General features: G+C 69.4%; 24 protein-coding genes and 1 tRNA gene. 12 read left to right on the top strand and 13 right to left on the bottom strand.

Annotated elements, in window-relative coordinates:
* Window positions 1–256: 256 nt before the first annotated feature.
* Genes astD through MHZ35_RS08655 form a run of 5 tightly spaced genes read right to left on the bottom strand, consistent with a single transcriptional unit; the run spans window position 257 to window position 6,294 of the window.
* Window positions 257–1,657, bottom strand: coding sequence for a succinylglutamate-semialdehyde dehydrogenase (gene astD / locus MHZ35_RS08675; protein ID WP_239435234.1), 1,401 nt, complete (start codon window positions 1,655–1,657; stop codon window positions 257–259).
* Window positions 1,657–2,661, bottom strand: a complete 1,005-nt coding sequence (locus tag MHZ35_RS08670; RefSeq protein ID WP_239435233.1) for an arginine N-succinyltransferase — start codon at window positions 2,659–2,661, stop codon at window positions 1,657–1,659. Before MHZ35_RS08670 ends, astD begins: the two co-directional genes overlap by 1 nt.
* Window positions 2,661–3,857, bottom strand: coding sequence for an aspartate aminotransferase family protein (locus MHZ35_RS08665; protein WP_239435232.1), 1,197 nt, complete (start codon window positions 3,855–3,857; stop codon window positions 2,661–2,663). The genes MHZ35_RS08670 and MHZ35_RS08665 overlap by 1 nt, the downstream gene beginning before the upstream one ends.
* Window positions 3,854–5,278, bottom strand: coding sequence for an FAD-binding oxidoreductase (locus MHZ35_RS08660; protein ID WP_239435231.1), 1,425 nt, complete (start codon window positions 5,276–5,278; stop codon window positions 3,854–3,856). Before MHZ35_RS08660 ends, MHZ35_RS08665 begins: the two co-directional genes overlap by 4 nt.
* Complete coding sequence (locus MHZ35_RS08655) at window positions 5,275–6,294, bottom strand: 2-oxoadipate dioxygenase/decarboxylase family protein (RefSeq protein WP_239435230.1); 1,020 nt, start codon at window positions 6,292–6,294, stop codon at window positions 5,275–5,277. The genes MHZ35_RS08660 and MHZ35_RS08655 overlap by 4 nt, the downstream gene beginning before the upstream one ends.
* A gap of 78 nt (window positions 6,295–6,372) precedes the next feature.
* Here MHZ35_RS08655 and MHZ35_RS08650 point away from each other — a divergent pair, with 78 nt between their 5' ends.
* Window positions 6,373–7,284, top strand: coding sequence for a LysR substrate-binding domain-containing protein (locus MHZ35_RS08650; protein WP_239435229.1), 912 nt, complete (start codon window positions 6,373–6,375; stop codon window positions 7,282–7,284).
* A 1-nt stretch (window position 7,285) separates the two neighbouring features.
* Here MHZ35_RS08650 and MHZ35_RS08645 read toward each other — a convergent pair whose 3' ends face one another.
* Together MHZ35_RS08645 and MHZ35_RS08640 are read right to left on the bottom strand one after the other, a co-directional pair.
* Window positions 7,286–7,717 (bottom strand): Lrp/AsnC family transcriptional regulator, encoded by a 432-nt coding sequence (locus tag MHZ35_RS08645; protein WP_125959929.1) that lies wholly within the window; start codon window positions 7,715–7,717, stop codon window positions 7,286–7,288.
* A gap of 2 nt (window positions 7,718–7,719) precedes the next feature.
* Window positions 7,720–8,724, bottom strand: a complete 1,005-nt coding sequence (locus tag MHZ35_RS08640; RefSeq protein WP_239435228.1) for a cyanophycinase — start codon at window positions 8,722–8,724, stop codon at window positions 7,720–7,722.
* Between the two features lie 91 nt (window positions 8,725–8,815).
* On the opposite strand from MHZ35_RS08640, the gene MHZ35_RS08635 reads away from it, so the two are divergent.
* From MHZ35_RS08635 to MHZ35_RS08625, 3 genes are all read left to right on the top strand, one after another.
* A complete protein-coding gene (locus MHZ35_RS08635; RefSeq protein WP_239435227.1) occupies window positions 8,816–11,647 on the top strand; it encodes a TonB-dependent receptor in 2,832 nt (943 codons plus the stop codon).
* Between the two features lie 5 nt (window positions 11,648–11,652).
* Window positions 11,653–12,966: a M20/M25/M40 family metallo-hydrolase gene (locus MHZ35_RS08630; RefSeq protein ID WP_446741034.1), complete on the top strand. Its 1,314-nt coding sequence runs from the start codon at window positions 11,653–11,655 to the stop codon at window positions 12,964–12,966.
* 243 nt (window positions 12,967–13,209) lie between these two features.
* Window positions 13,210–16,098 carry a PAS domain S-box protein gene (locus MHZ35_RS08625; protein WP_239435226.1) on the top strand — a complete coding sequence of 963 codons (2,889 nt, stop codon included), beginning with the start codon at window positions 13,210–13,212 and terminating at the stop codon, window positions 16,096–16,098.
* A 129-nt stretch (window positions 16,099–16,227) separates the two neighbouring features.
* On the opposite strand, the gene MHZ35_RS08620 is transcribed toward MHZ35_RS08625, so the two are convergent.
* A tRNA-Pro gene (locus MHZ35_RS08620) sits at window positions 16,228–16,304 on the bottom strand.
* Between the two features lie 144 nt (window positions 16,305–16,448).
* Here MHZ35_RS08620 and yajC point away from each other — a divergent pair.
* Genes yajC through MHZ35_RS08600 form a run of 4 tightly spaced genes read left to right on the top strand, consistent with a single transcriptional unit; the run spans window position 16,449 to window position 19,723 of the window.
* Window positions 16,449–16,790, top strand: coding sequence for a preprotein translocase subunit YajC (gene yajC / locus MHZ35_RS08615; RefSeq protein ID WP_129340154.1), 342 nt, complete (start codon window positions 16,449–16,451; stop codon window positions 16,788–16,790).
* Window positions 16,790–18,382, top strand: coding sequence for a protein translocase subunit SecD (gene secD / locus MHZ35_RS08610; protein ID WP_239435225.1), 1,593 nt, complete (start codon window positions 16,790–16,792; stop codon window positions 18,380–18,382). The genes yajC and secD overlap by 1 nt, the downstream gene beginning before the upstream one ends.
* A 10-nt stretch (window positions 18,383–18,392) precedes the next feature.
* A complete protein-coding gene (gene secF, locus MHZ35_RS08605) occupies window positions 18,393–19,349 on the top strand; it encodes a protein translocase subunit SecF (protein WP_125959925.1) in 957 nt (318 codons plus the stop codon).
* Window positions 19,349–19,723 carry an Mth938-like domain-containing protein gene (locus tag MHZ35_RS08600; RefSeq protein WP_132883104.1) on the top strand — a complete coding sequence of 125 codons (375 nt, stop codon included), beginning with the start codon at window positions 19,349–19,351 and terminating at the stop codon, window positions 19,721–19,723. The genes secF and MHZ35_RS08600 overlap by 1 nt, the downstream gene beginning before the upstream one ends.
* Here the strand turns inward: MHZ35_RS08600 and MHZ35_RS08595 are convergent.
* From MHZ35_RS08595 to MHZ35_RS08580, 4 genes are all read right to left on the bottom strand, one after another.
* Window positions 19,708–20,889, bottom strand: a complete 1,182-nt coding sequence (locus MHZ35_RS08595; protein ID WP_239435224.1) for a glycosyltransferase — start codon at window positions 20,887–20,889, stop codon at window positions 19,708–19,710. The genes MHZ35_RS08600 and MHZ35_RS08595 overlap by 16 nt on opposite strands.
* A gap of 53 nt (window positions 20,890–20,942) precedes the next feature.
* The gene (locus MHZ35_RS08590) at window positions 20,943–22,100 is read right to left on the bottom strand and encodes a hypothetical protein (RefSeq protein ID WP_239435223.1); all 1,158 of its coding nucleotides are present in this window, start codon (window positions 22,098–22,100) and stop codon (window positions 20,943–20,945) included.
* 96 nt (window positions 22,101–22,196) lie between these two features.
* Entirely contained in the window at window positions 22,197–22,622 is a 426-nt protein-coding gene (locus tag MHZ35_RS08585; protein WP_239435222.1) for an OsmC family protein, read from the bottom strand.
* 93 nt (window positions 22,623–22,715) lie between these two features.
* Window positions 22,716–23,027 carry a glycine zipper 2TM domain-containing protein gene (locus MHZ35_RS08580; protein WP_125959920.1) on the bottom strand — a complete coding sequence of 104 codons (312 nt, stop codon included), beginning with the start codon at window positions 23,025–23,027 and terminating at the stop codon, window positions 22,716–22,718.
* A gap of 123 nt (window positions 23,028–23,150) precedes the next feature.
* Here MHZ35_RS08580 and MHZ35_RS08575 point away from each other — a divergent pair, with 123 nt between their 5' ends.
* Window positions 23,151–23,603, top strand: coding sequence for a cupin domain-containing protein (locus MHZ35_RS08575; RefSeq protein WP_239435221.1), 453 nt, complete (start codon window positions 23,151–23,153; stop codon window positions 23,601–23,603).
* A 14-nt stretch (window positions 23,604–23,617) separates the two neighbouring features.
* Here the strand turns inward: MHZ35_RS08575 and thpR are convergent, their stop codons facing one another.
* Window positions 23,618–24,151 (bottom strand): RNA 2',3'-cyclic phosphodiesterase, encoded by a 534-nt coding sequence (thpR, locus tag MHZ35_RS08570; RefSeq protein WP_239435220.1) that lies wholly within the window; start codon window positions 24,149–24,151, stop codon window positions 23,618–23,620.
* A gap of 123 nt (window positions 24,152–24,274) precedes the next feature.
* On the opposite strand from thpR, the gene MHZ35_RS08565 reads away from it, so the two are divergent.
* The 3 genes from MHZ35_RS08565 to MHZ35_RS08555 all read left to right on the top strand — a co-directional run bounded on the left by MHZ35_RS08565 (window position 24,275) and on the right by MHZ35_RS08555 (window position 26,204).
* On the top strand, window positions 24,275–25,015 hold the full coding sequence (locus MHZ35_RS08565) for a Bax inhibitor-1/YccA family protein (protein ID WP_125959917.1): 741 nt from the start codon (window positions 24,275–24,277) through the stop codon (window positions 25,013–25,015).
* Between the two features lie 135 nt (window positions 25,016–25,150).
* Window positions 25,151–25,444, top strand: a complete 294-nt coding sequence (locus tag MHZ35_RS08560; RefSeq protein ID WP_239435219.1) for a hypothetical protein — start codon at window positions 25,151–25,153, stop codon at window positions 25,442–25,444.
* A 79-nt stretch (window positions 25,445–25,523) separates the two neighbouring features.
* Window positions 25,524–26,204, top strand: coding sequence for a hypothetical protein (locus MHZ35_RS08555; RefSeq protein ID WP_239435218.1), 681 nt, complete (start codon window positions 25,524–25,526; stop codon window positions 26,202–26,204).
* The last annotated feature ends 31 nt before the right edge of the window (window positions 26,205–26,235 follow it).

The following is a 26,235-nucleotide window of genomic DNA, read 5'->3' as shown; positions in this document are numbered from 1 at the left end:
TGGACGTGCGATCAAGCTTTCATCCGGGCGGGACAGGTCAGCGTTGCATCTGGAGAAGAACAGCGGCGCTGCCGGAACTCTGATGCGAAACTAAGTTGTTTATTGTAGATGTTGGGATTGTTTCTCAACTTCCACGAACTTGCCTGTACTCGCCCGGATTCGCTCCTGAACTTGTCCCGAGCATCGTACAGGCAAGACGGGTGATGCCAAGTCGCGGGCGGTTCCTTTTGTCGAACCGCCCGTGAGGCCGTGGGCGTCAGGCGCCGGGGACGGGGAGCGGCTGGACGGTGTCCGCTTCGAAGCTGCCGATCGGGTAGGCGCAATAGTCGGCGGCGTAATAGGCGCTGGGGCGGTGGTTGCCCGAGGCGCCGAGGCCGCCGAACGGCATGTTGGCGGCAGCGCCCGTGGTGGGCCGGTTGCGGTTGACGATGCCCGCGCGCGAAGCGTCGAGGAACGCCTGCCACTGGCCCGGGTCGCTGCTGACGAGCCCGGCGGAGAGGCCAAAGGCGGTGGCGTTGGCGGCGGCGATCGCGGCCCCGAAATCGGCCACGCGGGTGACCTGGAGCACGGGGGCGAACACCTCCGCATCGGGCACGGCCACGCCGGTCACGTCGAGGATCGAGGGGGTGACAAAGGCGTCGCTGCGACCCTCCACGCGTTCGAACGGGCGAATCGTGCGGGCGCCGGTGGCGACGAGGCGGTCGACGGCGGCGTGCGCGCCGGCGGCGGCGGTGGCGGAGACCAGCGGGCCCATGAAGGCGTCGCCTTCCTCGTCCCAGGCGGCGATGCGGATGCGGGCGGTGAGTGCGTCGAGGGCGTCGACGATGGCGTCGCCCATCGTACCCTGCGGCACGATCAGGCGGCGGGCGCAGGAGCAGCGCTGGCCGGTGGTGACAAAGGCGGAGTGGACGATGATCGAGGCGGCTTCCTCGGGCGAATCCCAGACGATCAGCGGGTTGTTGCCGCCGAGTTCGAGCGCGAGGATGAGGTGCGGCCGGTCGATGGTCGCGCGCTTGAGCGCGGCGCCGGCACCGGCCGAGCCGGTGAACAAGAGGCCGTCGATGTCGCAGGCGACCAGCGCCTCGCCGGTCTCGCGCGCGCCCTGGACGCAGGTGAGGACGCCGGCTGGTAGCCCGGCCTTCTCCCACAGCGCGACCATGTGCGCGCCGACGGCGGGGGTGACCTCGGACGGCTTGAACACGATCGTGTTGCCCGCGAGCAGCGCGGGGACGATGTGGCCGTTGGGAAGGTGGCCGGGGAAGTTGTACGGCCCGAGCACCGCCATGACGCCATGGGCGCGGTGGCGCAGCACGGCGCGGCCGAAGGCGGTTTCGCTCGCGCGCTCGCCGGCACGCTCGGCCTGGGCGGCAATCGAGACGGCGACCTTGCCGATCATCGAGCCGACCTCGGCACGGGTTTCCCACAGCAGCTTGCCGGTCTCGCGGGAGAGGAGGGCGGCGAAGACCTCGCGGTCGGCCTCCAGCACCTCGGCATAGCGGCGGACGACGGCGATGCGGTCCTCAAGGGGCGCGTTGCGCCAGGCGGGGAGCGCGGCGCGGGCGCGGGCGACGGCGGCCGCGCACTCCGCGGGCGTGGCGGCGGCGCCTTCCCAGACGGTGGCACCGGAAGCGGGATCGATCGAGCGGAACGTTGTCATCAGGCACTCATCCGGATCAGGTCGCCTTCGCGCAGGCGGAGCGCGTCGGCAGTGGCAGGGGCGATCGCCAGCGTGTCGCCATCGACGCGAGCGGCCGCGCGGGTGGCGCGGAAATCGGCAATCGTGGCGGTCGAGAGCAGCGCTGCGGGTGCGCTGCCGACGTCGCCGAACTTCACGCGGCAGGTCCGGCCGCTGCGCACCGTCGCCAGCGTGTCGCGCGCGCAGGTGACGGTCGGGCCGCCGTCGAAGATGTCGACCAGGCCGGACCGCTCGAAGCCCTCGCGTTCCAGCAGCGCCAGCGCCGCTTCGCCGTCGCGGTGGACGCGGCCGATGGCGTCGGAGGCGGCGCGGTCGATCAACTCGACATAGATGGGGTGGCGGGGCGCCAGGTCCAGGATGAACTGGCCGTCGGTGGCGGTGACCATATGGTCGGCCTGTTCGAACGGCAGGCGGTAGAATTTGCTCGAGACCCCCTCCCAGAAGGGCGAGGTGTCGTCGGCGTCGAACCAGCCGCGCAGCTCCGCCATCACCGTGTGCGAGAAGCGGATCGGCTCTGCGCCGATCAGCATGTAGCGGGCGCGGGCGAGCAGGCTGCCGGCGCCGTCGCCGCGCAGCCGCGGGTGGACGAACAGCGAGCCGACCTCGGTCCAGCCGCCGCATTCGTTGACCAGCACCAGCGCCTGGTGATCGAAGCGGGTGCGTGCCGCCGGCGAATATTGCGCGAGGGTGACGATGCGGAAGGAGAAGTGCGGGCGGGTGAGCCCCACGGCCGCACGCACGCCGGCGACGCCGAGCACCTCGCCCGTGTCGCTTTCCTCCAGCATCAGCGTGTACCAGGCCTCGGCCGGGGCGACGGTGCCGGCGAAGCTCTCCTCCGCCAGCGCCAATCGCTCGGCGAGCACGTCGTCATTTTCGGGCAGGCTGGTGAAGCCGCGGCCGGACAGGACCGCGAGTTCCTTCAACGCAATCAAATCCGCCGGTCCGGCGGGTCGTACCACCAGCATCAGGCCGCCTGTGCCACCTGTGCACGGACGGTCTCGCAGGCAAGCGCGAGTCGGGTCACCGCCTCCGCCGCCTCTTCATGGCTGAGGGTGAGCGGCGGCAGCAGGCGCACGCAATTCTCGCCGCCGCCGGCGACCAGCAGGCCGTGGTCGCGGGCAATCCCCATGAACTCGCGATTGTTGGGGATCATGCGCAGGCCGATGAGAAGCCCCTTGCCGCGCACGTCCTGGATCACGTCCGGGTAGCGGCCGGCGAGGTCGATCAGCTGGCGCCGCAGAGCCTCCGCCACGTCGCGGGCGTGGGCGAGGGTGCCGGGATTGGAAATCTCGTCGAATGCGGCGAGCGCCACGGCCATGGCGAGCGGGCTGCCGCCGAAAGTGGTGCCGTGGACGCCGGCGACCATGCCGCTGGCGGCGTCTGCGGTGGCGAGGCACGCAGCGACGGGATAGCCGCCGCCCAGCGCCTTTGCGACGCACATGATGTCGGGCTCGGCGCCCTCGAACCACTGGTGGGCGAACAGGCGGCCGGTGCGGCCCATGCCGCTCTGCACCTCGTCATAGATGAGCAGCACGCCGTGGGCGGTGCACAGGCGGCGCAGTTCGGTTAGCCATTCGCCGGTGAGCGCGCGGGCGCCGCCTTCGCCCTGCACGGGCTCCACGATCACGGCGGCGGTGGTGGGGCGGGCGATGGCTTCGGCCAGACCGGCCGCGTCATCCAGGGTGAGCTGGACATAGCCCGGCAGGCGCGGGCCGAAGCCCTCGGTATAGGACGGGTTTCCGGCGGCGTTGATCGCGCCATAGGTGCGGCCGTGGAAGGAGCCGGCAAAGCCGATCACATCGATCCGCTCCGGCGCGCCCTTGGCATAGTGATAGCGGCGCGCGGTCTTGAGCGCGCATTCGACGCTCTCGGTGCCGGTGCTGGCGAAGAAGACGACGTCGGCGAAGGTGGCGGCGGTCAGCCGCTCGGCGAGCGCTTCCTGGCCGGGCACGCGAAAGATGTTGGAGACGTGCCAGAGGGTGTTCGCCTGCTCGGTGAGCGCAGCGACGAGCTTGGGATGGCAATGGCCGAGCGCGTTGGTGGCGATGCCGGCGACGCAATCGAGATACTGGCGACCCTCGGTATCCCACAGCCAGGCGCCCTGGCCGCGCGCGACGCTGAGCGGTGCGCGATTATAGACGCCCATGAGGTGGTCGGTCATGCCCTGTCTCCTTGAACGGGATCGTGGAAGTCCACCCGGCCGACGGGCACGGGGGCGAGGAGGCGCTGGACGGCGCCGGAAAGACTGCGCACCGGTTCGGGCACCAGTTCGGTGTACCAGGCGGCGTTGGAGGGCCCGATGCCGTGTTCGGCGCTGAAGCTGCCGCCATATTCCCCAACCACGGCGCGGAAGACGGTGGCGCGGGCGGCCTCTGCCACGGCGGGATCGAAGGGACCGGCTTCCGGCGGCCACACCAGGTTAAAGTGCAGCCCGCCGTCGCCGACATGGCCGAAGTCGTGGAGGCGCAGCTGGGGTGCGATCGCCTCCACCCGTGCGGCCACGTCACGGCGGAAGCGCATGACATCGCCACGGCGCAGCGCGATGTCGCAAGCGACGACCTTGCCCGAGGCGCGCAGCCCCTCCGGCACGGCGTGGCGGATCGCCCAGAGATCGTCGCGGCGGTCGAGCATCGCATCGATGACCGCGCCGCGGTCCATCCAGGGGGCGAGGGTGTCGCCGAGGCGCTCCTCCAGCCATTCGACGTCGAAAGCGGCACCGGCGGACAGCTCGACCAGCACGGCATAGGCAGGGCGCTGCCCGGCGAACGGGTCGCGCAGGCGCGGGACATGAGTGAGGGCGGCGTCGAGCGCGGGGGCGGAAATGCCCTCGAACGCGGTCAGCAGCGTGCCGAAGCTCGCTTCGAGTGCGAGCAGCAGGTCGACGGCGGTTTCGTCGCGGTCGAGCGCGAGCATCGCAGTGACGCGGGTGGGGGCGAGCGGCGAGAGCGCGAGGGTGGCGCGGGTGACGACGCCGAGCGCGCCGGAGCTGCCGACGAGCAGCTGCTTCAGGTCGATGCCCGTGTTGTTCTTCCACAAGGGTGCGCCGAGCTGGAGCACGCGGGGCTCGGCTTCCGACGTCACCACCTCGAGCGCGAGCAGGTTGCGGCGGACGTCGCCATAGCGGAGCAGCCGCGCGCCGCCGGTGTTGGCGCCGATCATGCCGCCGATCGACGGATCCGCGCCGAGATCGATCGGGAAGCTCAGGCCATGCGGCAGGGCGGCGGCGTTGAGCGCGGAGAGGCGCACGCCGGCGTCGACCTCGGCCGTACGATTGACGGGATCGATCGCGGGGGCGCGGGCGAGCCGATCGAGGTTGAGGACGAGCAGGTCCGCGTCCGCGCCCGGAATGCCGGCTGCGACCAGGCCGGTGCGGGCGCCCTGCGGCACCACCCGTACGCCCGCGGCATGGGCGGCGCGCAGCACGGCCGCGACCTCCTGCGCCGAGGCCGGACGCACTACGCCGAGCGGCTGGCCGGTCACGCCGCGGCCGTCGCTCGCATAGCCGGCGAGGTCGCCCGGGTCGGTCAGCAGGTGGGCGGGGCCGACCGCGTCGCGAAGTGCCCGGGCGAGCGCGTCGTTCATGCGGCCCGGGTCATGGCGAAGATGCCGGTCGCGTTGGCGCTGTCGAACGCGAGGTCGAGGCTGCCGTCGTCCTTCGCGTGGCGGGTGATGAACTCGTAGAAGGAGCCCGGCACGGTGCGGCGGATTTGCTGGCCGTCGGCATCTACGAACAGGCGCTCGACGGGATCGGCACGGAACGCGGTCTGGCGGACGCGGCCGCTGGCGGAGATCTCGACGCGCTCCTTGATCGGCCAGCCGCCGTCGCGCAGCGTATCGGACAGCGCCTCGACATCGGCGACGCGGTCGGTCGCGTGGTTGAAGGCATTGCCCTCGGTCGCGATCCAGGCGGCTTCGCCGGATTGGGCGAGCAGCGCTTCATAGTCGGCGACGGTGACGTCCCCGTGCTGGCGATCGAAGGCGGCGGCGATGCGCGGGAGTGCGGGCTCGGCATCGGCATAGGCGACCGCGCCATCGCGGGCGAAGCCGTCGAGCACGGCGACATCGGCGGGGGTGAGCGGATCGATGGAGGTGCCGAACACGCGGGCGGCGGCCTCGGCGAACGCGTCGTCGAAGCGCTCGACGTGGAGTTCGCTCACGAAATACTGCGGGATCGCCTCGGGCAGGTCGCGATGGCAATAGGCGTGGCCGGTCATCTTGAGCGCCGGCAGCGGGTAGAGGCTGGCGACGGCATAGCCGAGCGGTTCGAGGATGCGGGCGAAGGCGTCCTGGCCGGCGGGAAGCGCGCCGGTCGGGCCTTGCGGGAAGCGGATGGTGCGCAGCGCACCATGGTCGAACAGGATGTGCCCGCCGGCGGCGCGGCGGTCCGCGACATAGCGGGCGCCGCTCGGCACGCGGGCGAGCAGGTCGTCGAACAGCACAGTCGCGAGCGCCATGGCGAAGACGGCGCGGGGCGCGCGATCGCCGGCGACCTCGGCCAGTTCGGCCGGGATGACGAGGGCGTCGAACGCCGCCTCGGTGCGATCGCCCAGCACGTTGCGGACCAGCCGCGCCAGCACGCTATCATTCTCAATGCGCATGAACGTTCCTCGCTCCAGCCAAGCGTTCACCTCTACGCCGGAGCCGTGCTAGCGCAAACGCAAAGGAGTCATGTGCTGATGAGCGATGGGAATGAGGGTCGCCGGCTGCTGCCGCCGATGGCCGCGCTGAACAGCTTTGCGGCGGCGGCGCGGCTGGGCGGCTTCTCCCGCGCGGGCGAGGCGGTGGGGCTGACCCAGAGCGCGGTCAGCCGGCAGGTAGCGCTGCTGGAGGACTGGGTGCAGGCGCCGCTGTTCGACCGGGCGGGGCGGCGGGTGACGCTGAACGCGCAGGGGCGCGCCTATGCCGCGGAGATCGCGCCGGCGCTGGAGCGCATCCGGCGGGCAACGGCGCGGGTTGCGGGCGGGCGGCCGACCAACACGCTCGACATCGCCACGCTGCCGAGCTTCGGCATGCGCTGGCTGGCACCGCGGCTGCCGCGGCTGACCGCGCGCCATCCGGAGCTGGTGGTGAACCTGGCGGCGCGCACCTATCCGCTGGAGATGGTCGAGGAGCGGTTCGACGCCGCGATCGACTTCGGTCGGCCGGCGTGGCCGGGGATGGTGCACGAGCTGCTGTTCCGCGAGGCGGCGATCCCGGTGTGTGCGCCGGCGTGGCTGGAGAAGAACCCGATCCGCGAGCCGGCCGACTTCCTGGGCAAGCCGCTGCTGTTCCAGACCTCACGCCGCGGGGCGTGGGACCAGTGGCTGCGGGTGGCGGGGGTGGAGGCGCCGCCGGTGCCGTCGGGACCGAGCTTCGAGCATTTCCTGATGCTGGCGCAGGCGGCGGCGGCGGGGGCTGGCGCGGCGCTGGTGCCGAGCTTCCTGATCGGGCCCGAGCTGGAAAGCGGCAGCCTGGTGTGCCCGCTCTCGATCCCGCTCACCAGCGACGACGCCTATTATCTGGTGCGGGCGGAAGGCGTGGAGAACCCGGCGCTGGAGCGGTTCTGCGACTGGATCGTGGAGGAGGCGCGGGGGGCGGACGCGGCGTGAATCAACGCTGGAGCTTGGTGGCGAGGATGACGGAGGAGGTGGTGCGCTCGACACCCTCCAGCTCGCCGATGGCGTCGAGCAGGTCGTTGAGGCGGTTGACGTGCGGCGCCTCGACGATGGCGATCAGGTCGTATTCGCCCGAGATCGCGTAGAGGCCGGCGACCTCCGGCATGGTGACGAGCCGGTCCTGGGTGGCGTGGGTCGCCTTGGGGAAGAGCTTGATCATGACATGGGCGCGGATCAGGCGGCGGTCGTAATCCTCGCCCAGGCGGACGGTGTAGCCGAGGATCGTGCCCTCCCGCTCCAGCCGCTCGATGCTGCTGTAGACGGCGGTGCGCGAGACGCCGAGCGCCGCCGCCAGTTCGGAGACGTTGCGGCGGGCGTCCTCGCGCAGGAGTGCCAGGAGCTGCGGGTCGATTTCCTCGGGCCGCATGGTCAGCGCGGGCCGGGTGCGTCGCGCAGCACGCCGCGCTCGACGCGGGCGATGCCGTCGAAGGCGGGGGCGGTGACCTGCAGCGTGTCGAGGTCGAGCACGCTGTCGGGGCCGATGCCGGTCACGCGGACGCCGGCCCAGTCGAGCGGCTGGCCCGGCTGGAGCGTGGGGCGGGTGGTCGGCTGGATCAGCCAGCCATGGCCGCCGGGGGGCGACAGCAGGCGGGCGGTACCGTCCGCCTCCACGCAGAGCGCAGCGCCCTCGTCGACGCCGAGGCCGACGGCTTTCGGGTCCTTCTGCCGTGCCTTGGCGACGAAGGCGAACAGGCGGCCCAGCCGGTCGCGGCGGGCGAAGTGGGTGTCGGTGACGACATGGGCGAGGCGCGGCATGTGGAGGAAGCCGGTCACCAGCGTGACGGCGGGGCCGGCGGGATCGGTAAGCGCCTCGTGGCTGTCGATGCTGCCGCCGTCCATCGCGCCATAGGCGGTGCCGCCCAGGATCGCGAGGCCGGCGCTGGTGCCGCCGATCGGGCGGCCCTTGCGGACATGGGCGTCGAGTGCGCGGGCGACGGGGGTGTCCTTCCAGAAGCGGACGTAGTTGGCCTGGTCTCCGCCTGCGATGAAGATGCCGTCGGCGCGCGCCAGGATGTCGAGCACGCGCGCATCGCTGGCGGCGACGCGGCTGCGGAAGACGAGCGTCTGGACCGAGGCGACGCCGCCGACCTGGTTGAAGATCTCCTCGCCGGCTTCCGCCTCTCCCGAGGCGCGCAGCACGACGATGTGGCCGTGGCCGGCGCGCTCGGCGAACCAGCGGAAGGCGCGATAGTCCCAGTCGCCGCCGCCGACCAGCATCAGCGCGGGCGCGGTGGCCGCGGGCGTCTTCGCCGACCGGTCGCCGATCTCATAATAGCTGTAGCCGCCGGGTGCCGCCCAGGCGGACACCGGCAGCAGCAGCGCCAGCAGCGCAAGTGCGATCCGGAACCACGCCCCCCACGCCCCGCTTTTCAATTCGTTCGCTCCTGCCGAACATACTGCATTTTTATTGTTCCATTTTGACTGGTTCTGCTGCCAATATGTCTTCGGGAATACGGGGGGTCAAATGATGCGTACACGTAAGGGGATCGCGCTCGCGCTTGCGGGGGCAAGCGCCTGGGCGCTGCCGGGGATGGCGTCGGCGCAGACGATGACGAGCGAGCAGAGCCTTCCGGCGGCGACCGATGACACGGCGCCCGAGGGGGAAGTGGTGGTGCTGGGATCGCGCATCCCGCGCGTGTCAGGGGACGGGCCGGCGCCGGTGACGACGATCACCGCCGAGGACATCCTGCGCAACGGCTACCAGAGCGTGCCGGACGTACTGCGTGCGATCACCCAGAACGGCGGCGAGACCCAGAGCCAGCAGAGCGCGTCGGGTGCGGACTTCACGCCGGGCGGGCAGCAGGTCGACCTGCGCGGGCTGGGACCGAACCACACGCTGGTGCTGGTGAACGGCCGCCGCATCGCCGACTTCCCGCTGCCGTTCAACGGCAACAGCAACTTCACCGACATCTCGAACATCCCCGTGGGGTTGATCGAGCGGGTCGAGATCCTGAGCGGCAGCGCGTCGGCCATCTATGGTTCGGACGCGATCTCGGGCGTGGTGAACTTCCAGCTCAAGTCCAAGCCGGACGGGACGCGGATCGACTATCGCTATGGGACGACCGAGCACGGCGGCGGGTCTTCGCACCGCCTGAGCGTGACCACCGGCTGGGAGACGGGGGGCTTCCACGGCGTGTTGGGGATCGAGGCGCTCGATCAGAAGCCGCTGTGGGCATACGATCGCAAGATCCAGGATTCGACGCAGGACGATCCCACCGGGCCGCTCGCGCGCCGCACCTTCCTGCGCGCCGACGAATATCTCTACTACATCGATCCGGGCAAGGCGACGTGCGACCGGCTGTCGGGGCTGAACGGCGGCAGCACCTACTACGCCATGCGACCGGGCCGGGACACGATCGACGGCGACGGCTATTTCTGCGGCAGCGATACCTCGATCGGCTATGGCACGATCCAGTCCAAGCGGCGCTCGATCAGCGCCTATGGATCGATGGGTTATACGCTCAACGACGAAGCCGAGCTGTTCCTGGATTTCCAGGCGAGCTATTCCAAGCTCAGCCTGTTTCGCGACGTGCTCGACTGGTATTATGTGGCGCCCGACGGGAATGAGGAGGGCACCTTCTTCAACCCGAACCACCTGAGCCCCGACCAGACCTATAGCGGGCTGCAGCTGGACAATTGGACGCGCCAGTTCACGCCCGAGGAAATGGGCGGGCTGAGCGCCGGCATGACGCGCAACCGCTCCACCACCTTCAACGTGACGCCGGGCATCAAGGGCCGGTTCGCCGACAACAAATGGGGCTATGAGTTCAGCGTCAACCACGCCGAATATCAGTCGCGCGTGTCGTTCCCGCAGGTGGTGATCGACAAGGCCAACGCCTTCTTCCTGGGCCCGCAGGTGGGTGTGGACCCGGAGACGGGCTATGCCGAGTTCGATGCCGATCCGACGCGGCTCTACACGCCGCTGACGCCGGCCGAATATCGCTCGATCACCGCAAACTCGATCTATCGGCCGAAGTCCTGGGTGACCAACGTCGCGACGACGGTGAACACCACCGAGCTGTTCCGCCTGCCGGGTGGTGCCGCGGGCTTTGCGTTCACCGCGGAGGCCGGAAGCCAAGGCTACAACCTGCGCCCAGATCCGCTGGCGCTGACCCAATACTACGTCGGGCTGGTGGATTCCGACGGCCGGGGCAAGCGCAGCCACTGGGGCACGGGCGGCGAGCTGCGGCTGCCGGTGCTGTCGTTCGTGGAGCTCGACCTTGCCGGCCGCTACGACCATTATTCCTTTGCGGGCAACGGCTTCGGCAAGTTCACCTACAACCTGGGCGCGGTGGTGCGACCGACGAGCACGCTGGTGCTGCGCAGCGCCTATGGCACCGGCTTCCGCGCGCCGGACCTCAACTATGTGTTCCGGGGACCCGGCAACACCCACCCGTCGGCGACCGATTATTATCTGTGCCGGACCGACCCGGACCAGCCGGAGGAGATCTCCGACTGCGACTATGCCGACGAGGGCATCGTTTCCCACCGTTCGGGCAATCGCAATCTGAAGCCCGAAACCTCCAAGTCGCTGAACGCCGGCGTGATGTGGCAGCCGCGGCGCTGGTTCGACATGTCCGTCGACTATTTCCGGGTCGCGATGAAGAACCAGGTGCTCGACATGAGCATCGACAATCTGCTGCGCGACGAGGCGGACTGCCGGATCGGCCAGACCGCGGCCGGATCGCCGGTGGACGGCAATTCGCCGACCTGCCTCGACGCCCTGGCGCGGGTCGAGCGCTATTCGGGCGGCGCGCTCGATGGCCAGCTGCAGGGCGTCACCATCAACCCGATCAACGTCGCGGAGGAGACCACCGACGGCATCGACGTGGCCGCGCACATCCGCGTGCCGACCGCACAGGCAGGCAATTTCTCGCTGCGGGTGAACTACACCTATGTGTTCAACCACACGATCCGGCAGTATCCGGGCGATCCGAAGATCAGCAAGCTCGACTATGACAGCGACTATGACATCCCGCGCGACAAGGGCACGGCGAGCCTGACCTGGGATCTCGAGCGCTTCTCGACGACGCTGACGGGCCAGCGGCTGGGCAAGCTGCCCAACTACGACCAGGACGCGTACATCAAGGCGAGCTACCTGTTCAATCTGTCGGCGCAGTACAGCTTCACCGACCGGCTGCGCCTGTCGGGGACGATCAACAACCTGTTCGACCAGGATCCGATCAAGGACCCGACTTATGGCGCCTATCCGTACTACGACATTTCGTGGTTCGATTCGGTCGGCCGCAGCTTCTATGCACAGCTGACTTACAAGATGGGGGGTGCGAAGCTGTGATGCGGATGCGGGCGATGGCGCTTGGCGGCGCGCTGTTCCTGGCGGTGTCGGCGCCGGCCCTCGCCCAGGGGCTGTCGCGTGCCGAGACGGTGATGGGGCAGACGGTCGACGCCGAATATGAGCGCTCGGTGGCGCTGCTCGGCCGGCTGGTGGACCAGAACAGCGGCACGCTCAACCTGGAAGGGGTGACTAAGGTCGGCGCGATGATGCGCGCCGAGCTGGAGCCGCTGGGCTTCACCGTCCAGTGGAAGCCGATGGCGGCGGTGCAGCGCGCCGGCCATCTGGTGGCGGTGCATGCCGGCAAGCCGGGCGGCAAGCGCATCCTGCTGATCGGCCACCTGGACACGGTGTTCGAGCCGAGCTCGCCCTTCCAGAAGTTCGTGCGCAAGGGCGACAAGGCCGAGGGGCCGGGCGCGGGTGACGACAAGGGCGGCATGGTCGTGATCGTGGCGGCGCTGCGCGCGATGCAGGCGGCGGGCACGCTGAAGGACGCCAACATCGAGATCGTGCTGACCGGCGACGAGGAGGATGCCGGGAGCCCGCACCGCATCTCCCGCGCGGACCTGATCGCGGCCGGCAAGCGCGCCGACGTGGCGCTCGACTTCGAGGGGCTGGTGACGGAGGGCGGGCACGACATGGGTTCGATCGCCCGGCGTTCGGTCACCGACTGGCGGATTACCGCCACAGGGAAGACCGGCCACTCCTCGCTGATCTTCACGCCCGATCTGGGCGACGGGGCGATCCACGAGCTGGTCCGCATCCTGGCGGCGTTCCGCGAGGAACTGCCCGAGCCGAACCTGACCTTCAACCCGGGCGTGATCGCCGGCGGGGCGGCGGCGAGCATCGATGAGAGCGGCAATGCGGTGGCCGCCGGCAAGACCAACATCATCGCGCGGACGGCGGTTGCGACCGGTGACTTCCGCACGCTGAGCGAGGAGCAGACGGCGCGGGTGCGCGGCAAGATGGAGGCGATCGTCGCGTCCCATGCGCCCGGCACCGATGCCAAGATCGAGTTCGGCGAGGGCTATCCGGCGATGGCCCCGACCGCGGGGAACACGGCGCTGCTGGCGGCGCTCAATGCGGTCAACCGCGACCTGAAGCTGCCCGAGATGCCGCCGCTCGATCCGCTCAAGCGCGGGGCGGGCGACATCTCGTTCGTGGCAAACGACGTCGACAGTCTGGCGGGGCTGGGGACCGACAGCAGCGGCGACCATGCGCCCGGCGAAACGGTCGACCTGGCGAGCATCCGCCGCCAGGCCAAGCGCGCGGCGATCCTGATCTCCCGGCTGGCGAACGGACGGGAGGGGTCCGGACGCTAGCCCAGCGGAGGCGAATCGCGTGGCCGGGGGGGGGGGATGTGGCTGCACGGCCGCAAGGGAACGGCCACGCGATTCGTAAACACGATCGAGCCGACGCGGTCGCCCTCCAGCCGTGCGGCAGCGCAGAGCTGTATCATGCCAGGTCGGGAAGGGGGCATTCGCGTCCCGCGACTGGCACGCGACCGTGGCGGGACGGCCGTCGTCGGTGCTAAAGGCGCGATCAATACCTGAGCATGGAAGACGATGACGGATCTCTCTGGACGCGAGGGGCAGCGGCTGGCTGCGCTTGCACAATATAAGATCGTGGACACGCCCCCCGAGGAGGCGTTCGACGAGATCGCCGAACTGGCCGCCGCGATCTGCGAGGCGCCGATGGCGATCGTGAACCTGATCGCGGACGGCCGCCAGTTCTTCAAGGCCGAGGTCGGCCTGGGCGTGCGGGAGATGCCGCTGGACACATCCTTCTGTGCCCAGGCGATCCTGGAGGAGGATTTCCTTCTTGTTCCCGACGCGGCCGCGGACCCGCGCTTTGCCTGCAACCCGCTGGTCACGGGTGCGCCGCACCTGCGCTTCTATGCGGGGGCGATCCTGAAGTCGCCCGAAGGGCTGCCGATCGGCACCCTGTCCGTGCTCGACGTTCGCCCCCGGACCCTCACCGGAGTGCAGGAGCGCGCGATCCGCGTTCTCGCCCGCCAGGTCATGGTGCAGCTGGAGCAACGGCTTGCCACCGAGCGCGCAGCGACGTCCGAGGCGCGCCAGGGGGCGATCGTGGACAGCGCCCAGGATTTTGCGATCATCGCCATGGACCTGGACGGCACGATCGTGGAGTGGAGCTACGGCGCGGAGCGTGTGCTCGGCTGGTCGGAACGCGAGGCGGTGGGGCAGAGCGCATCGCTGTTCTTCATCGACGAGGATCGCGCAGCCGGGGTGCCGGATCGCGAGATGCAGTGCGCCCTGGAAGAAGGCCGGGCGATCGACGAGCGCTGGCACGTGCGAAAGGGCGGCGCGCGATTCTGGGCGAGCGGCGAGCTGTCTCCGCTGCGCGATCGGGTCGGGCAGCATGTCGGCTTCGTGAAGATCCTGCGCGATCGCACCGAGGAGCACCTCGCCGGCATCGCGCTGCGCCAGGCGCAGGAGCGGTTCCAGACGATCTTCGACACGGTGGAGGCGGCGTTCGCCATCGTCCAAGTCAAGTTCGACGAGAATGACGAGCCGATCAACTATCGCTTCGTCGAGGCGAATCCCGCCTTTGCGCGTCAGTCCGGCGTGGACCTGCGCGGCAAGTGGGTAACCGAATATGCACCGGACCTGGAGCCGTTCTGGTTCCAGATCTACGGGCATGTGGCCAAGACCGGAGAGCCGACGAACTTCGAAAATTATGCCGAGGCGTTCCAGCGCTGGTTCGATGTGCGCGCGGTGCGGGTAGGCGACCCTGCCGACCGCCAGATCGCGATCATCTTCAACGATGTGACCGCCCGGCGGGAGGCGGAGGAGCGCCTGCGGGTCAGCGAGGCGAGTGCGCGGGAGAATGCGGAGCGGGTGCAGCTTGCCCTGGAGGCCGGCGCCATCATCGGCACCTGGCACTGGGATCTGCCGAGCGACCAGTTCACCGTCGACGACGCGTTCGCGCGCACCTTTGGCCTGGACCCGGCGCTTGGCCGCAAGGGCATCCCGCTGGCGCAGATCACGGCCACGGTTCACCCGGACGACCGGCGGGGCCTGGAGGAGGCCATCGCCGAGGTGATCGCACGCGGCGGTCCCTATGCCCACCAGTATCGCGTGCGACGGTGCGACGGCCGCTATTATTGGATCGAGGCGAACGGACGGGTCGAGCATGGGCGCGACGGGACGCCGCTGAGCTTTCCGGGCGTCCTGATCGACGTTCAGGAGCGGCGCACCATCGAGGCGGAGCGCGACCGTGCGCTTGCGGACCTGCGCGCGCTCAACGAGACGCTGGAGCAGCGGGTCGCGCAACGGACGGCGGACCTGGTGGAGGCCGAGGACGCCTTGCGCCAGTCGCAGAAGGTCGAGGCGATCGGGCAGCTTACCGGCGGGGTCGCGCATGATTTCAACAACCTGCTGACCGTCATCCGCGGGTCGGTCGACCTGCTGCGTCGCCCCGGCCTCTCCGACGATCGGCGCCAGCGCTACATCGACGCGATCTCCGACACCGCCGATCGCGCGACCAAGCTCACCAACCAGCTGCTCGCGTTCGCGCGCCGCCAGTCGCTGAAGCCCGAAGTCTTCGACGTCACCGAGAGCGTTCGGACCGTCAGCGACATGGTGCGGACGCTGACGGGATCGAGGGTGAAGGTGTCGCTGAGGCTGCCGTCTGAACCCTGCTACATCGACGCGGACCGCAGCCAGTTCGACACCGCGATCGTCAACATGGCCGTCAACGCGCGCGACGCGATGAAGGGCGAGGGCGAGCTGATCCTGTCGGTTTGCACCACGTCCGAGATGCCGGCCATCCGGGCACATCCGGCGACGCCAGGGGAGTTCGTGGCCGTCTCGCTGACCGACAGCGGGCCCGGTATCCCGGCCGACAACATCGACCGCATCTTCGAGCCGTTCTTCACCACCAAGGGGGTGGGCGAGGGAACCGGACTGGGGCTGAGCCAGGTGTTCGGATTCGTGAAACAGTCTGGCGGCGGCATCATCGTCACGAGCGAGGAAGGGGAGGGGGCGACCTTCACCCTGTATCTGCCGCGGGTCGAAGGAACGGCGGGCGTCCCGGCCGCAGCCGGCGACAATTCCCTGCCGCTTGGCGAGGGGGCCTGTGTGCTGGTGGTCGAGGACAATGCCGAAGTCGGCATGTTCGCGACCCAGGCGCTGGCGGAGCTCGGCTATGAGACGGTGTGGGCGATGGACGGGCGCAAGGCGCTGGCGGAACTGGCGGCCGAGGCCGGCCGCTTCGACGTCGTCTTCTCCGACGTGATGATGCCGGGCATGTCCGGCATCGAGCTTGGCCAGGAGATCGCCCGCCTCTACCCGGCGCTGCCGGTCGTCCTGACCAGCGGATACAGCGAAGTGCTGGCGCAGAACGGAACGCACGGCTTCGAACTCGTGCACAAGCCCTATTCGATCGATACGCTGTCGCGGGCCCTGCAGAAGGTTTCCCGGCGACGCTGAGGGGAGCGTCGCCGCGCCTGCCGGCAGCGGGCCGGCACGTTCCCATGGATCTTCGATGCTGTGAAGTCGCGGGTGGGGCGGGATGCCCGCCGGCGGTGGGGAGAGACTCGACCCGCCGCTTGATCTTGTTGGTCGGGGCGACAGGATTCGAACCTGCGACCCCCACACCCCCAGTGTGATGCGCTACCAGGCTGCGCTACGCCCCGACCGAGCGCTGCCCTCTATGCGCGTCGCGCGCCGCTTGCAAGCGCTAAGGACGGCCGGTTGCCACAGAGGCACGCGCATGATAGCGCGCGCCCCTTGAACGGCCCGGCGTCCGCGGCCTTTTTTCATCAGGTTTCCAAGCACCCATGCTCGTTCCCAAAGCTTTTGCCCAGTCCGCCGGATCGGCCGCCCAGGGCGGTGCCCTTGCGTCGTTCGTATCGATCGCGCCGCTGATCCTGATCTTCGTGGTCTTCTACTTCCTGATGATTCGCCCGCAGCAGAAGCGGATGAAGACGCTGCAGACGGCGATCGCGAACGTGAAGAAGGGCGACCAGGTCGTGACGGCAGGCGGCCTGCTGGGTCGCGTGACGCGCGTCGAGGACGCCGTGGTCGAGGTCGAGATCGCGCCCAACACCCGCGTGCGCGTCGTCAAGGCGACCATCGCCGAGGTGACGCCGCCGGCCGGCGCCAAGCCCGCGAACGACTGATGCTCGACTTCCCGCGCTGGAAGGTCCGGGCCATCTGGCTCGGGGTCCTCATCATGGTGCTGCTCGCGGTGCCGAGCCTGCTGCCGGAGCGCACGCGCGCCCAGCTGCCGGGCTGGGTGCCGACGCCGACGATCAACCTGGGTCTCGACCTGGCCGGCGGCAGCTACATCCTGCTGGAGGCCAAGACCTCCGACGTCGCGACCACGCGGCTGGAGCAGATGCGGGAACAGGTTTCGACCGAGATGCGGCGCGCCCCGCGCGTCCAGATCGGCGACATCTCTACGCGCGGCGGGCGCCTGTCGTTCATGGTGCGCGACGTCGCACAGGTGGACGCGGCGCGCGAGAAGCTGCTGTCGATCACCGGCGGCGGCGCAGGGCTGACCGGCCAGCGCGAATGGGACATCGAGGTCCTCGACCAGACCCGCTTCGTGCTGACGCAGACTGACGCGGGCCTCACCCAGGCCGTCGACCGGGCGATGGACGACGCGACCGACGTGGTCCGCCGCCGCATCGACGAGCTCGGCACGCGCGAGCCGACGATCATCCGCCAGGGTTCGAACCGCATCGTCGTGCAGGTGCCGGGCCTGGACGATCCCAAGGCGCTGAAGGACCTGCTGGGCAAGACCGCGCGCCTGGAGTTCAAGCTGGTCGACACCACCGCCGATCCGGCGGCGGTGCTGCGCGGTGATGCGCCGGTCGGCAGCCAGATCCTGCGCTATCAGGGCACTGGCCAGCCGATCGCGGTGAAGCGTAACACGATTATCTCGGGCGACCAGCTCGCCGATGCGCGCCAGTCCTATGACCAGAACGGGCAGCCCAACGTCGACATCACCTTCGACAGCGTGGGCGGGCGCCGCTTCGCGACCGTCACGCGCGAGAACGTGAACAAGCCGTTCGCGATCATCGTCGACAACCAGGTGATTTCGGCACCCAACATCAACGAGCCGATCCTGGGCGGCCGCGCCTCCATCGCCGGTGGTTTCACCGTCGATGGCGCCAACCAGCTCGCGATCGCGCTGCGCTCGGGCAAGCTGCCGGTCGACCTGACGGTGGTGCAGGAAAGCACGGTCAGCCCCGAACTGGGCGACGACTCGATCCGCGCCGGCATCCTCGCGTCGGTGATCGCGGCTGTCGCCGTGATCGCGTTCATGATCCTGACCTATGGCCGGTTCGGCATCTATGCGACCACCGCGGTCGTCATCAACGTGCTGGTGATCCTGGCCGTGATGGGGATGCTCAACGCGACGCTGACGCTGCCGGGCATCGCCGGCTTCGTGCTGACCATCGGCACGGCGGTGGACGCCAACGTGCTGATCAACGAGCGCATTCGCGAAGAGCGGCGGCGCGGGCGCAGCGTGATCCAGTCGCTGGAGCTCGGCTACAAGGAAGCCAGCCGCACGATCTTCGAGGCGAACGTGACGCACGCGATCGCGGGCCTGATCATGCTGCTGCTGGGCTCGGGCCCTATCCGCGGTTTTGCGGTGGTGCTGCTGCTTGGCATCGCGACCTCGGTGTTCACCGCCGTCACCTTCACGCGCATGCTCGTGTCGGGTTGGGTTCGCAAGAACCGGCCGACCGAGATCCACATCTAGGACGCCACCCATGCGCCTTTTGAAAATCGTCCCCGACAACACGAACATCCAGTTCGTCCGCATCCGCCACATCGCGTTTGCGATCACGGCGCTGCTGACGATCGCGGCGGTCGGGCTGGTGTTCGCGCGCGGCCTGAACTTCGGCGTCGACTTCGTCGGCGGCGTCGCGATCGAGGAGAAGTTCGTCACCGTGCCGCCGCTCGACCAGGTGCGCAGCGCGGTGGACGAGCTGGGCGTCGGCGAGGCTGCGCTCCAGCAGCTGGGCAGCGATGCGAACAGCATCTCGATCCGCCTGCCGCTGGCGGACGATGCGCCCCCGGGTGCGGCCGACGCGGTGGTGGAGAAGGTGAAGGCAGGGCTGGCGGCCAAGTTCCCCGGCGCGACCTTTTCCAACTACACCACGGTTTCCGGCAAGGTCTCGGACGAGCTGATCCGCAACGGCGTGCTCGCCGTGCTGCTGGCGGTGGCGGGCATCGCGGTGTTCAGCTGGTTCCGCTATGAATGGCAGTTCGGCGTGTCGACCGCGGTCGCGATCCTGCACGACGTGCTGATGACATTGGGCTTCTTTGCGCTGACGCAGATGCCCTTCGACCTCAACATCGTGGCCGCGGTGCTGACGATCATCGGCTATTCGATCAACGACAAGATGGTGATCGACGACCGTATCCGCGAGAACATGCGCAAGTTCCGCAAGATGGACATGCCGCAGCTGATCGACCTTTCGGTCAACGAGACGCTGCCGCGCACGGTGATGACCTCGCTGACGATCCTCCTGGCGCTCGGCTCGCTGCTGATCTTCGGCGGCCATGTGCTGCGCGGCTTCACCTCGGCGATGATCCTGGGCGTGATCGTCGGCACCTATTCGTCGATCTATGTGTCGTCGTCGCTGCTGATCACATTGAAGCTGAAGGCGGGCACGAAGGTCGGTTCGTCCGAGCCGACCGCCGCCGAGCGCGCGCAGCCCTGATGCGGCTCGACAAGGCAGGCGGGGCCGAGGGGCCGTTGATCTCCGGGATCGTCGGCCGCGGCTTTCGCGTGGACGACGGCGTCTACGAGGGCCTGCTGATTACCCCGGAGCGGGCCGACGGCTGGACGCCGCCTGCGCTGGCGGAACTGACCCTAGAGGCGCTGGCCCCGGTGCTGGCGCTCGATCCGCTGCCGGAGTTCCTCATCCTGGGGACCGGCAGCCGGATGCTGCGCCCGTCTCCGGCGCTGGTGGCGGCGCTCGAAGCCAAGGGCGTCGGCGTCGAGCCGATGGACAGCCGGGCGGCGGCGCGCGCCTGGGGCGTGCTGCGCGCCGAGCTGCGCTGGATCGCGGCGGCGCTCTACCCGCTCGACTGAGCGTGCGTTTCCGCCACCAATGCCTGCAGGTGCGCATAGAGCGCGTCGCGGTTTGATTCCCAGCTGAAGCGGGTGGCGGTCGCCTGCACGGCGTCGGCCGCAGGCGGGTTCGCGAGCAGCGCCACGATCGCCTCGGCGAAGGCGGCGGGGGTGCGGGCGACGATGCGGCCGGCGGCGGGGCTCGTCACCACTTCGCGCGCGCCGCCAGCATCGGGGATCACGATCGGCGTGCCGCTGGCGAGCGCCTCCACCCAGGCATTGGCGAGCCCTTCCGAGCTGGAGGCGAGCGCCATCACGTCTGCAGCGGCGAGGACCGTCGCCATCTTCTCATGCGGGACGGCGCCGAGCAGGCGAATGCGGTCGCCCGCGTCGCTGCCGGCGACCTGCGCCTCCAGCCGGGGCCGCTCCGGACCTTCGCCGACGATCCACAGGGTAACGCCGAGGAGGCTGGCGACGGCGTCGGCAACGATCGCGTGGCCCTTGCGGGGGATCAGCGCGCCGAGCGAGACGACCAGCGGCCCGGTGACGCCGAGCCGCGCCTTGGCGGCGGCGCGGGTGAGGGTGCCGAAGCGGCTGCGATCGATACCGGTCGAATGGACTGTGGGGCGCGGCATCCCCAGCGCCACCATGTCGGCGGCCATTGCCTGCGACACGGCGAGCAGCCCGTCGGCGCAGCGGCCGGCGGCCTGGACCTGTGCGGCCGTGGCCGGGGCGGTGCCCCAATGGTGGATGTCGGCGCCGCGCGCCTTGATCGAGACGGGCACGCCGAGGCGACGGCCGAGTGCGACCGCGGCGGGACCATCGGGGAAGAAGAACTCCGCGTCGATGACCTCGAAGGGAAAGTCGCGGCGGATGCGGGTGAGTAGGGGCGTGAGGGTGCGTGCGAGCAGGAGCGCGTGCCAGCGGCCGGCGGTGCCGGGCAGGTTGGGAAAGCGGGGGCGGTGGACCTCCAGCCCCTTCCACCGCTCCTGGCGAGGGAGCGCGGCGCGCGATGCGTAGCGGGCGAGGCGGGAGAGCGGGAAGGGCGGCAGGCCCACCGGCGCGACCACGCGCAGGTCCACGTCTGGATGCGCGGCGAGGCCCAGCGTCTGCTTCTCGACGAACACGCCGAAGTTGGGGCGGCTCGCGTCCGGAAACAGCGTGGAGAGGGTCAGCACGCGCAGCATTGCCGGTGGCTAGCGGCTCTGGTCCCGCCCGTCACTAGGGCGGGGCGCGGGCCTCAGCCGCCCTTTACCGCGGAGGCCGCTGCGGTCTGCCGGCGACGCGTCTCGCGCATCGCATCGGTCTCGGTCAGGTCCACCACATGGACGGTCAGGTCGCCCATGCGCTGCCGAAGATGGCTCCCGGTCGGCACGTCCATCGCGCCGCGAACGGTGAAGCGGTCGATCCGGTAGATGCCGGGATGCCCGGGCTCGACATCGAGCGGAACGTAGCGCCGCTCTCGCACCTGGCGGAGAATGCCGGGCCCCCACTGGTCGAGACCGGAGGTACGCAGCACCTCGACCTCTGCCGTCTGCCCGTTGGCGCGGATCCAATATCCGACGTCCGCGAAGCGGATGCGCGAATCGTGCCATGGATTGAGGTGGACACCGAAGGGCGGCGCCGGCGGATTATTGTTCGCGAGCGGCGGGGCGAAAAGCAGCTGCGGCTGCACGTCGGCGGACTGGCGCAGCCGCGCCGCAAGGGCTTCGATCGCCCCCTCGTCCCCCTTGCGGATGGCGATCCGCGTCCGCAGGACCTCGCGCAGGTCCACCATCAAGCGATCGTCCGTACCGGCCAGGCTGACCGCCTCGTCGGCGAAACGCTGTGCCTCCTTGAACCGGTCGCGCAGCAGCGCAAGCCAAGCGCGCCGGAATGCGGCGCCGGCGGCGATGCCGGGATGGCCGGTCCCGGCCGCACGCTGCTGAATGGTGCGATAGGCGGAATTCGCAGCCCCCGGGGCACCGAGCCCGACCAGCGAGTCGGCAAAGCTCAGCTCCTCGCGCAAGGTGGCGAGGTTCGTCTCCCCCAGATGGCGGCGCAACACGAGCACGTTGTTTCGGGCCGCGGTCCGCCACAGATCGCTGTCGCCCTCATGCTCCGCGACCGTCGCGAGAGTCGCATAGAGGCTCGATACCGGGCCGGGCAGCTCGGCCGCATGGTTCCGGTTGCGCCGAATGGCCGTTTGCAGGGTGCGGCGGGCATCGGTGTAGCGGCCGTCGGCGAACTGCTCCACCGAGGCCTCCAGCGATGCGTCGACCTCTTCGGCGGGCGGGCAGTTGCGGGCCAGGCAACGTGCCAGCTCCTGTTCGGCGCGGTGGCCGACGACGATGACGTCGCCCGCAGGCGGGGGCGGGGCGGCGGCTTGCGCCAGCAGGAGCAGCACCGGACTAAGCATGGGTGAAAGCTCACCCCACGCCGGTGGGTTGTCAAGCGTGAGGAGAGCGTCGGCAGCCGCGCCCCGGCCGTCGTGGCAAGGGCGCGGCGCTGTGGCCTATGCCTCCAAGCTGTGTTCCAGCGTGATCTCTGCCTTGAGCAGCTTCGAGATCGGGCAGCCGGCCTTGGCTCCTTGCGCGATCTGTTCGAACTGGTCCTGGGCGATGCCGGGCACGCGCGCCTTGAGCGTGAGGTCGGAGCGGGTGACGGCGAAACCGTCGCCTTCCTTGTCCAGCGTCACCTTGGCGGTCGTCTCCAGCGTGCCGTCGCTGAAGCCGGCTTTTGCCAGCGCGAAGCTCAGCGCCATGGTGAAGCAGCTGGCATGGGCGGCGGCGATCAGCTCTTCGGGATTGGTGCCGGGCTCGTCGCCGAAGCGGGTGCCGAAGCCATAGGGCTGGTCGGAAAGAACGCCCGACTGGGTGGAGACGGCGGCCTTGCCGTCCTTGCCGAGGCCTTCGTAGCGTGCCGAACCGCTGCGGATCATCTGCTGCTCCTGATGAAATGAGGTAGGCGAACGAAAACGGGCGGCGGAACCCGTCGTTCCGCCGCCCGTCCGTAGTGCAGTGTCAGTCGAGGCTTAGCGGCACTTGCTGCCGCTGCGCTCGATCTCGCGACCGGCCACCGCGCCGGCTGCCGCGCCGAGCAGCGTGCCGACGGTGCGGTCACCCCGGGTGTCGATGGTGCGGCCGACCAGCGCGCCGGCGACGCCGCCGACCACCAGGCCGGTGGTGCCATCGGGCTTGCGGCAATAGCGGCGGCCGTCACGGCCCTTCCACTCGCGATACTTGTAGCGCTTGTGCGACTGCGCCGAAGCCTGGTCGGTCGGAACTACCGCGGCGACAGGAAGGGCCAACGACAGCGCGGTGAGCGCGAGAACCATGTTACGCATCAGAAAATCCCCATTAGCGAATTGCTGACCCTATAAACGCAGGTTCCACGTGGCAGCTTCATGAACGAAACGATGTCTAACGTTCAGGTTTCGGTTCAGGTTTCGCACAAGGGGGCGTCGCCCATGCATGCTCTCCATTCCCTCGGTGCGGAGGCGGCTGCACTGGTCGCAACCCTGGAGCTCGCCCCGCACCCGGAGGGCGGCTGGTACCGCGAGACGTGGCGGGCGCCGGAGCCGGGGGGCACGCGCGGGGCGGCGACCGCGATCCTGTTCCTGCTGGCGAAGGGCGAGCGCTCGCACTGGCACCGCGTCGATGCGGACGAGCTGTGGCTATGGCATGCGGGCGCGCCGCTGCTGCTGTCGCAGGCGGAGAGCGACGGGGCGGCGGTCGAGCGGCGGACGCTGGGCGGGGACGTGCTGGCGGGCGAGCAGCCGCAGCTGCGGATCCCGGCGGGCTGGTGGCAGGCGGCGGAAGCCGAAGCCGGCTGGACGCTGGTCAGCTGCGTCGTGGCGCCGGCGTTCCGCTTCGACGGCTTCGAGCTGGCGCCGCCGGGGTGGGCGCCCGGGCGGTCCTGAACGCGCGGGGCCGTTCAGTCGAGCGGGTAGCGGGCAATGGCCTCATAGCTGGCGCCGTCGCGGGTGAGGGTACTTTCGAACAGCAGCATGTGGGTGAGCGAAAAGGGTTCGCTCGCAAGCCCGGCGTGGCGCGCCAGAAAGGCGTCGGCCGGGCCCGTCGCCGCATTCAGGCGCGCCAGGGTGATGTGGGGGTGAAAGGCGCGACCCTCGTGCGGCAGCCCCACGCGGGCGAGCGCCTGATCGACCTTGCGGTGGAGTGCGGCGACCGCGTCGTGCGGATGTACCCCGGCCCAGAGCGCGGTGGTGCGGCCCCGGCGATCGAAGCAGCCGACGCCGCGGAGGCGCAGCGTCATCGCGGGCGCGCGAATGCCGTCGAGCGCGGTGGCGATGTCCTCCGCCACCGGGCGCTCGACATTGCCGATGAAGCGCAGCGTCAGGTGAAGCTGCTCCTCGTCCTGCCAGCGCGCATTCTCGACACCCTCCATCAGCGCCAGCAGTTGCCGGCGAATCTCGGGTGGGGGACGCAAGGCGACGAACAGGCGGTGCATTACAAACTGTTGCTACGCCGGCCGGCGCCGGAGGGCCAGCCCGACCCCGGCTTGAATTCGGACGGTCCGGGGGCATATGAAAGCATGACCGGCATCATGCCGGTGAAGAGGAGTTTTTTCGAGATGGCCAACTGGTCGGATCCCCGAACGACCGCCGCGCCGTTCGCAACGGCCGCATCGCGCGCGCAGGCGTATGATGCGGGGCTGCGGTCCTATATGCTTTCCGTGTACAACTACATGGCGTCGGGCGTTCTGCTGACGGGCATCGTCGCGCTGCTGTTCTCGTGGGGCGGCACCAGCTCGCCGGCCGCTGCCGTGTTCCTGTCGCCGGGCCCGCTCAAGTACCTGATCATGTTCTCGCCGCTGGCGTTCGTGATGGTGCTGAGCTTCGGCATCCAGCGCCTGTCCTATGGCGCGACGCAGGCGCTGTTCTGGGCGTTCGCGGCGATCATGGGCCTGTCGATGTCGACGATCTTCCTGGCCTATACGGGTGCGTCGATCGCGATCACCTTCTTTGCGACCGCGGTTGCGTTCCTGTCGCTGAGCCTGTGGGGCTACACCACCAAGAAGGACCTGTCGGGCTTCGGCACCTTCCTGATCATGGGTGTGGTCGGCATCATCGTGGCGTCGCTGCTGAACCTGTGGTTCCAGTCGCCGGCGGTCAACATGGTGATCAGCGCGGTCGGCGTGCTGCTGTTTGCAGGCCTCACCGCCTATGACACGCAGCGCATCAAGAGCATGTACGCCTATGTCGCGGGCACGGACATGATGGGCAAGGTCGTGATCATGGGCGCGCTGTCGCTCTACCTCGACTTCGTGAACATGTTCCAGTTCCTGCTCTCGTTCCTGGGCAGCCGCGACTAAGCGACCGCCACAGGGCAGAAGCCTTTCGGGGGCTCGGCGAGCGATCGCCGGGCCCCTTTTGCAATGTCGTGGCGCCACCGGAACGAGCCGGGCCGCCGCTCGTTTTTTGACTCGAAGGTTTTCGAGGAGAGAGTGATGAGCGGAGACAAGGACTCGATCGACCCGGCGGCCATGGAGACCATGTCGGTGGCGCCGGAGGATCCGGGCGAGACGCGCCGCGACGCGGGCCATGACGAGTCGATCAACGAGCGGCTGCAGCGCAATCCGGAGAGCAAGGATGCTCGATTGGACCGCGCGCTGGACGAGTCGATGGATGCATCCGACCCGCCCGCGTCGACCCAGCCGATCCACAGCAGCAGCCTCCCGGCCCCTTCGTCGGGCTATGACGAAGAGGCGGAGCGCAAACGCGCCCAAGACAATCAGGGCTGAGCCAGTCCGAACCGGAACCAGCCGACGCCCGGTGCGGGGGAGCTTTATCCCGCGCGCCGGGCGCGGTAGCGTGTGGCCCATGGCATCCTCGTTCCGCGTCCCCACGCTCCGTGCGTTCCTGGCCCTCCTGGGGGCCGCGCTGTTGTCGCTGGGGTTCACGGCACCTGCCAGAGCCGGGGTCACCATCAGCTTCTGGTCGCACGAGTTCGGCAACGAGTTCCCGCACGCCTTTTTCGTGCTGGAGGGGACGCCCGATGCCGGCGGGGAGCCCGTACAGCTGAGCTATGGCTTCACCGCCAAGGCGATCACACCCGCCATCCTGATGGGGACCGTGCCGGGGCGGATCGACGAGACCAAGCAGAAGTACATCGAGAACAGCGACGTCCACTTCTCGGTGATGCTGACCGACGCGCAATATGGCGCGATCCTCCGGCTGGTGGAGGAGTGGGGCGAGAAGGGCGACCATCGCTACAGCCTCAACCGCCGGAACTGCGTGCACTTCGTGGCGGAGGCCGCGCGACGTGCCGGGCTGACGGTGGTCGAGAACCCCAAGCTGATGAAGAAGCCGCGTTCCTTCGTGCATTCGCTCGAGCCGATGAACGAGGGGCGGGTCCGCCTGCTGGAGATGGAAGGCGAGGCCTTCTACGCCCTGGCGGACCGGGCGACCGCGCCGACCAGCGTCGCGCCTGCGGTGCCGCAGGTCGCGACACCCGATACGGCGGTGCCGGCGACCCAGACGGTGGCGACGGGCAGCAACTAGGTCGTCGTAGATCTGAGCCGAACACCGCATC

The sequence above is a fragment of the Sphingomonas sp. ACRSK genome (assembly GCF_022346685.1).
Classification (GTDB): Bacteria; Pseudomonadota; Alphaproteobacteria; order Sphingomonadales; family Sphingomonadaceae; genus Sphingomonas; species Sphingomonas molluscorum.
Note: the sequence above shows the minus strand (reverse complement) of the source record. Positions and strands in the feature narration are given on the sequence as shown.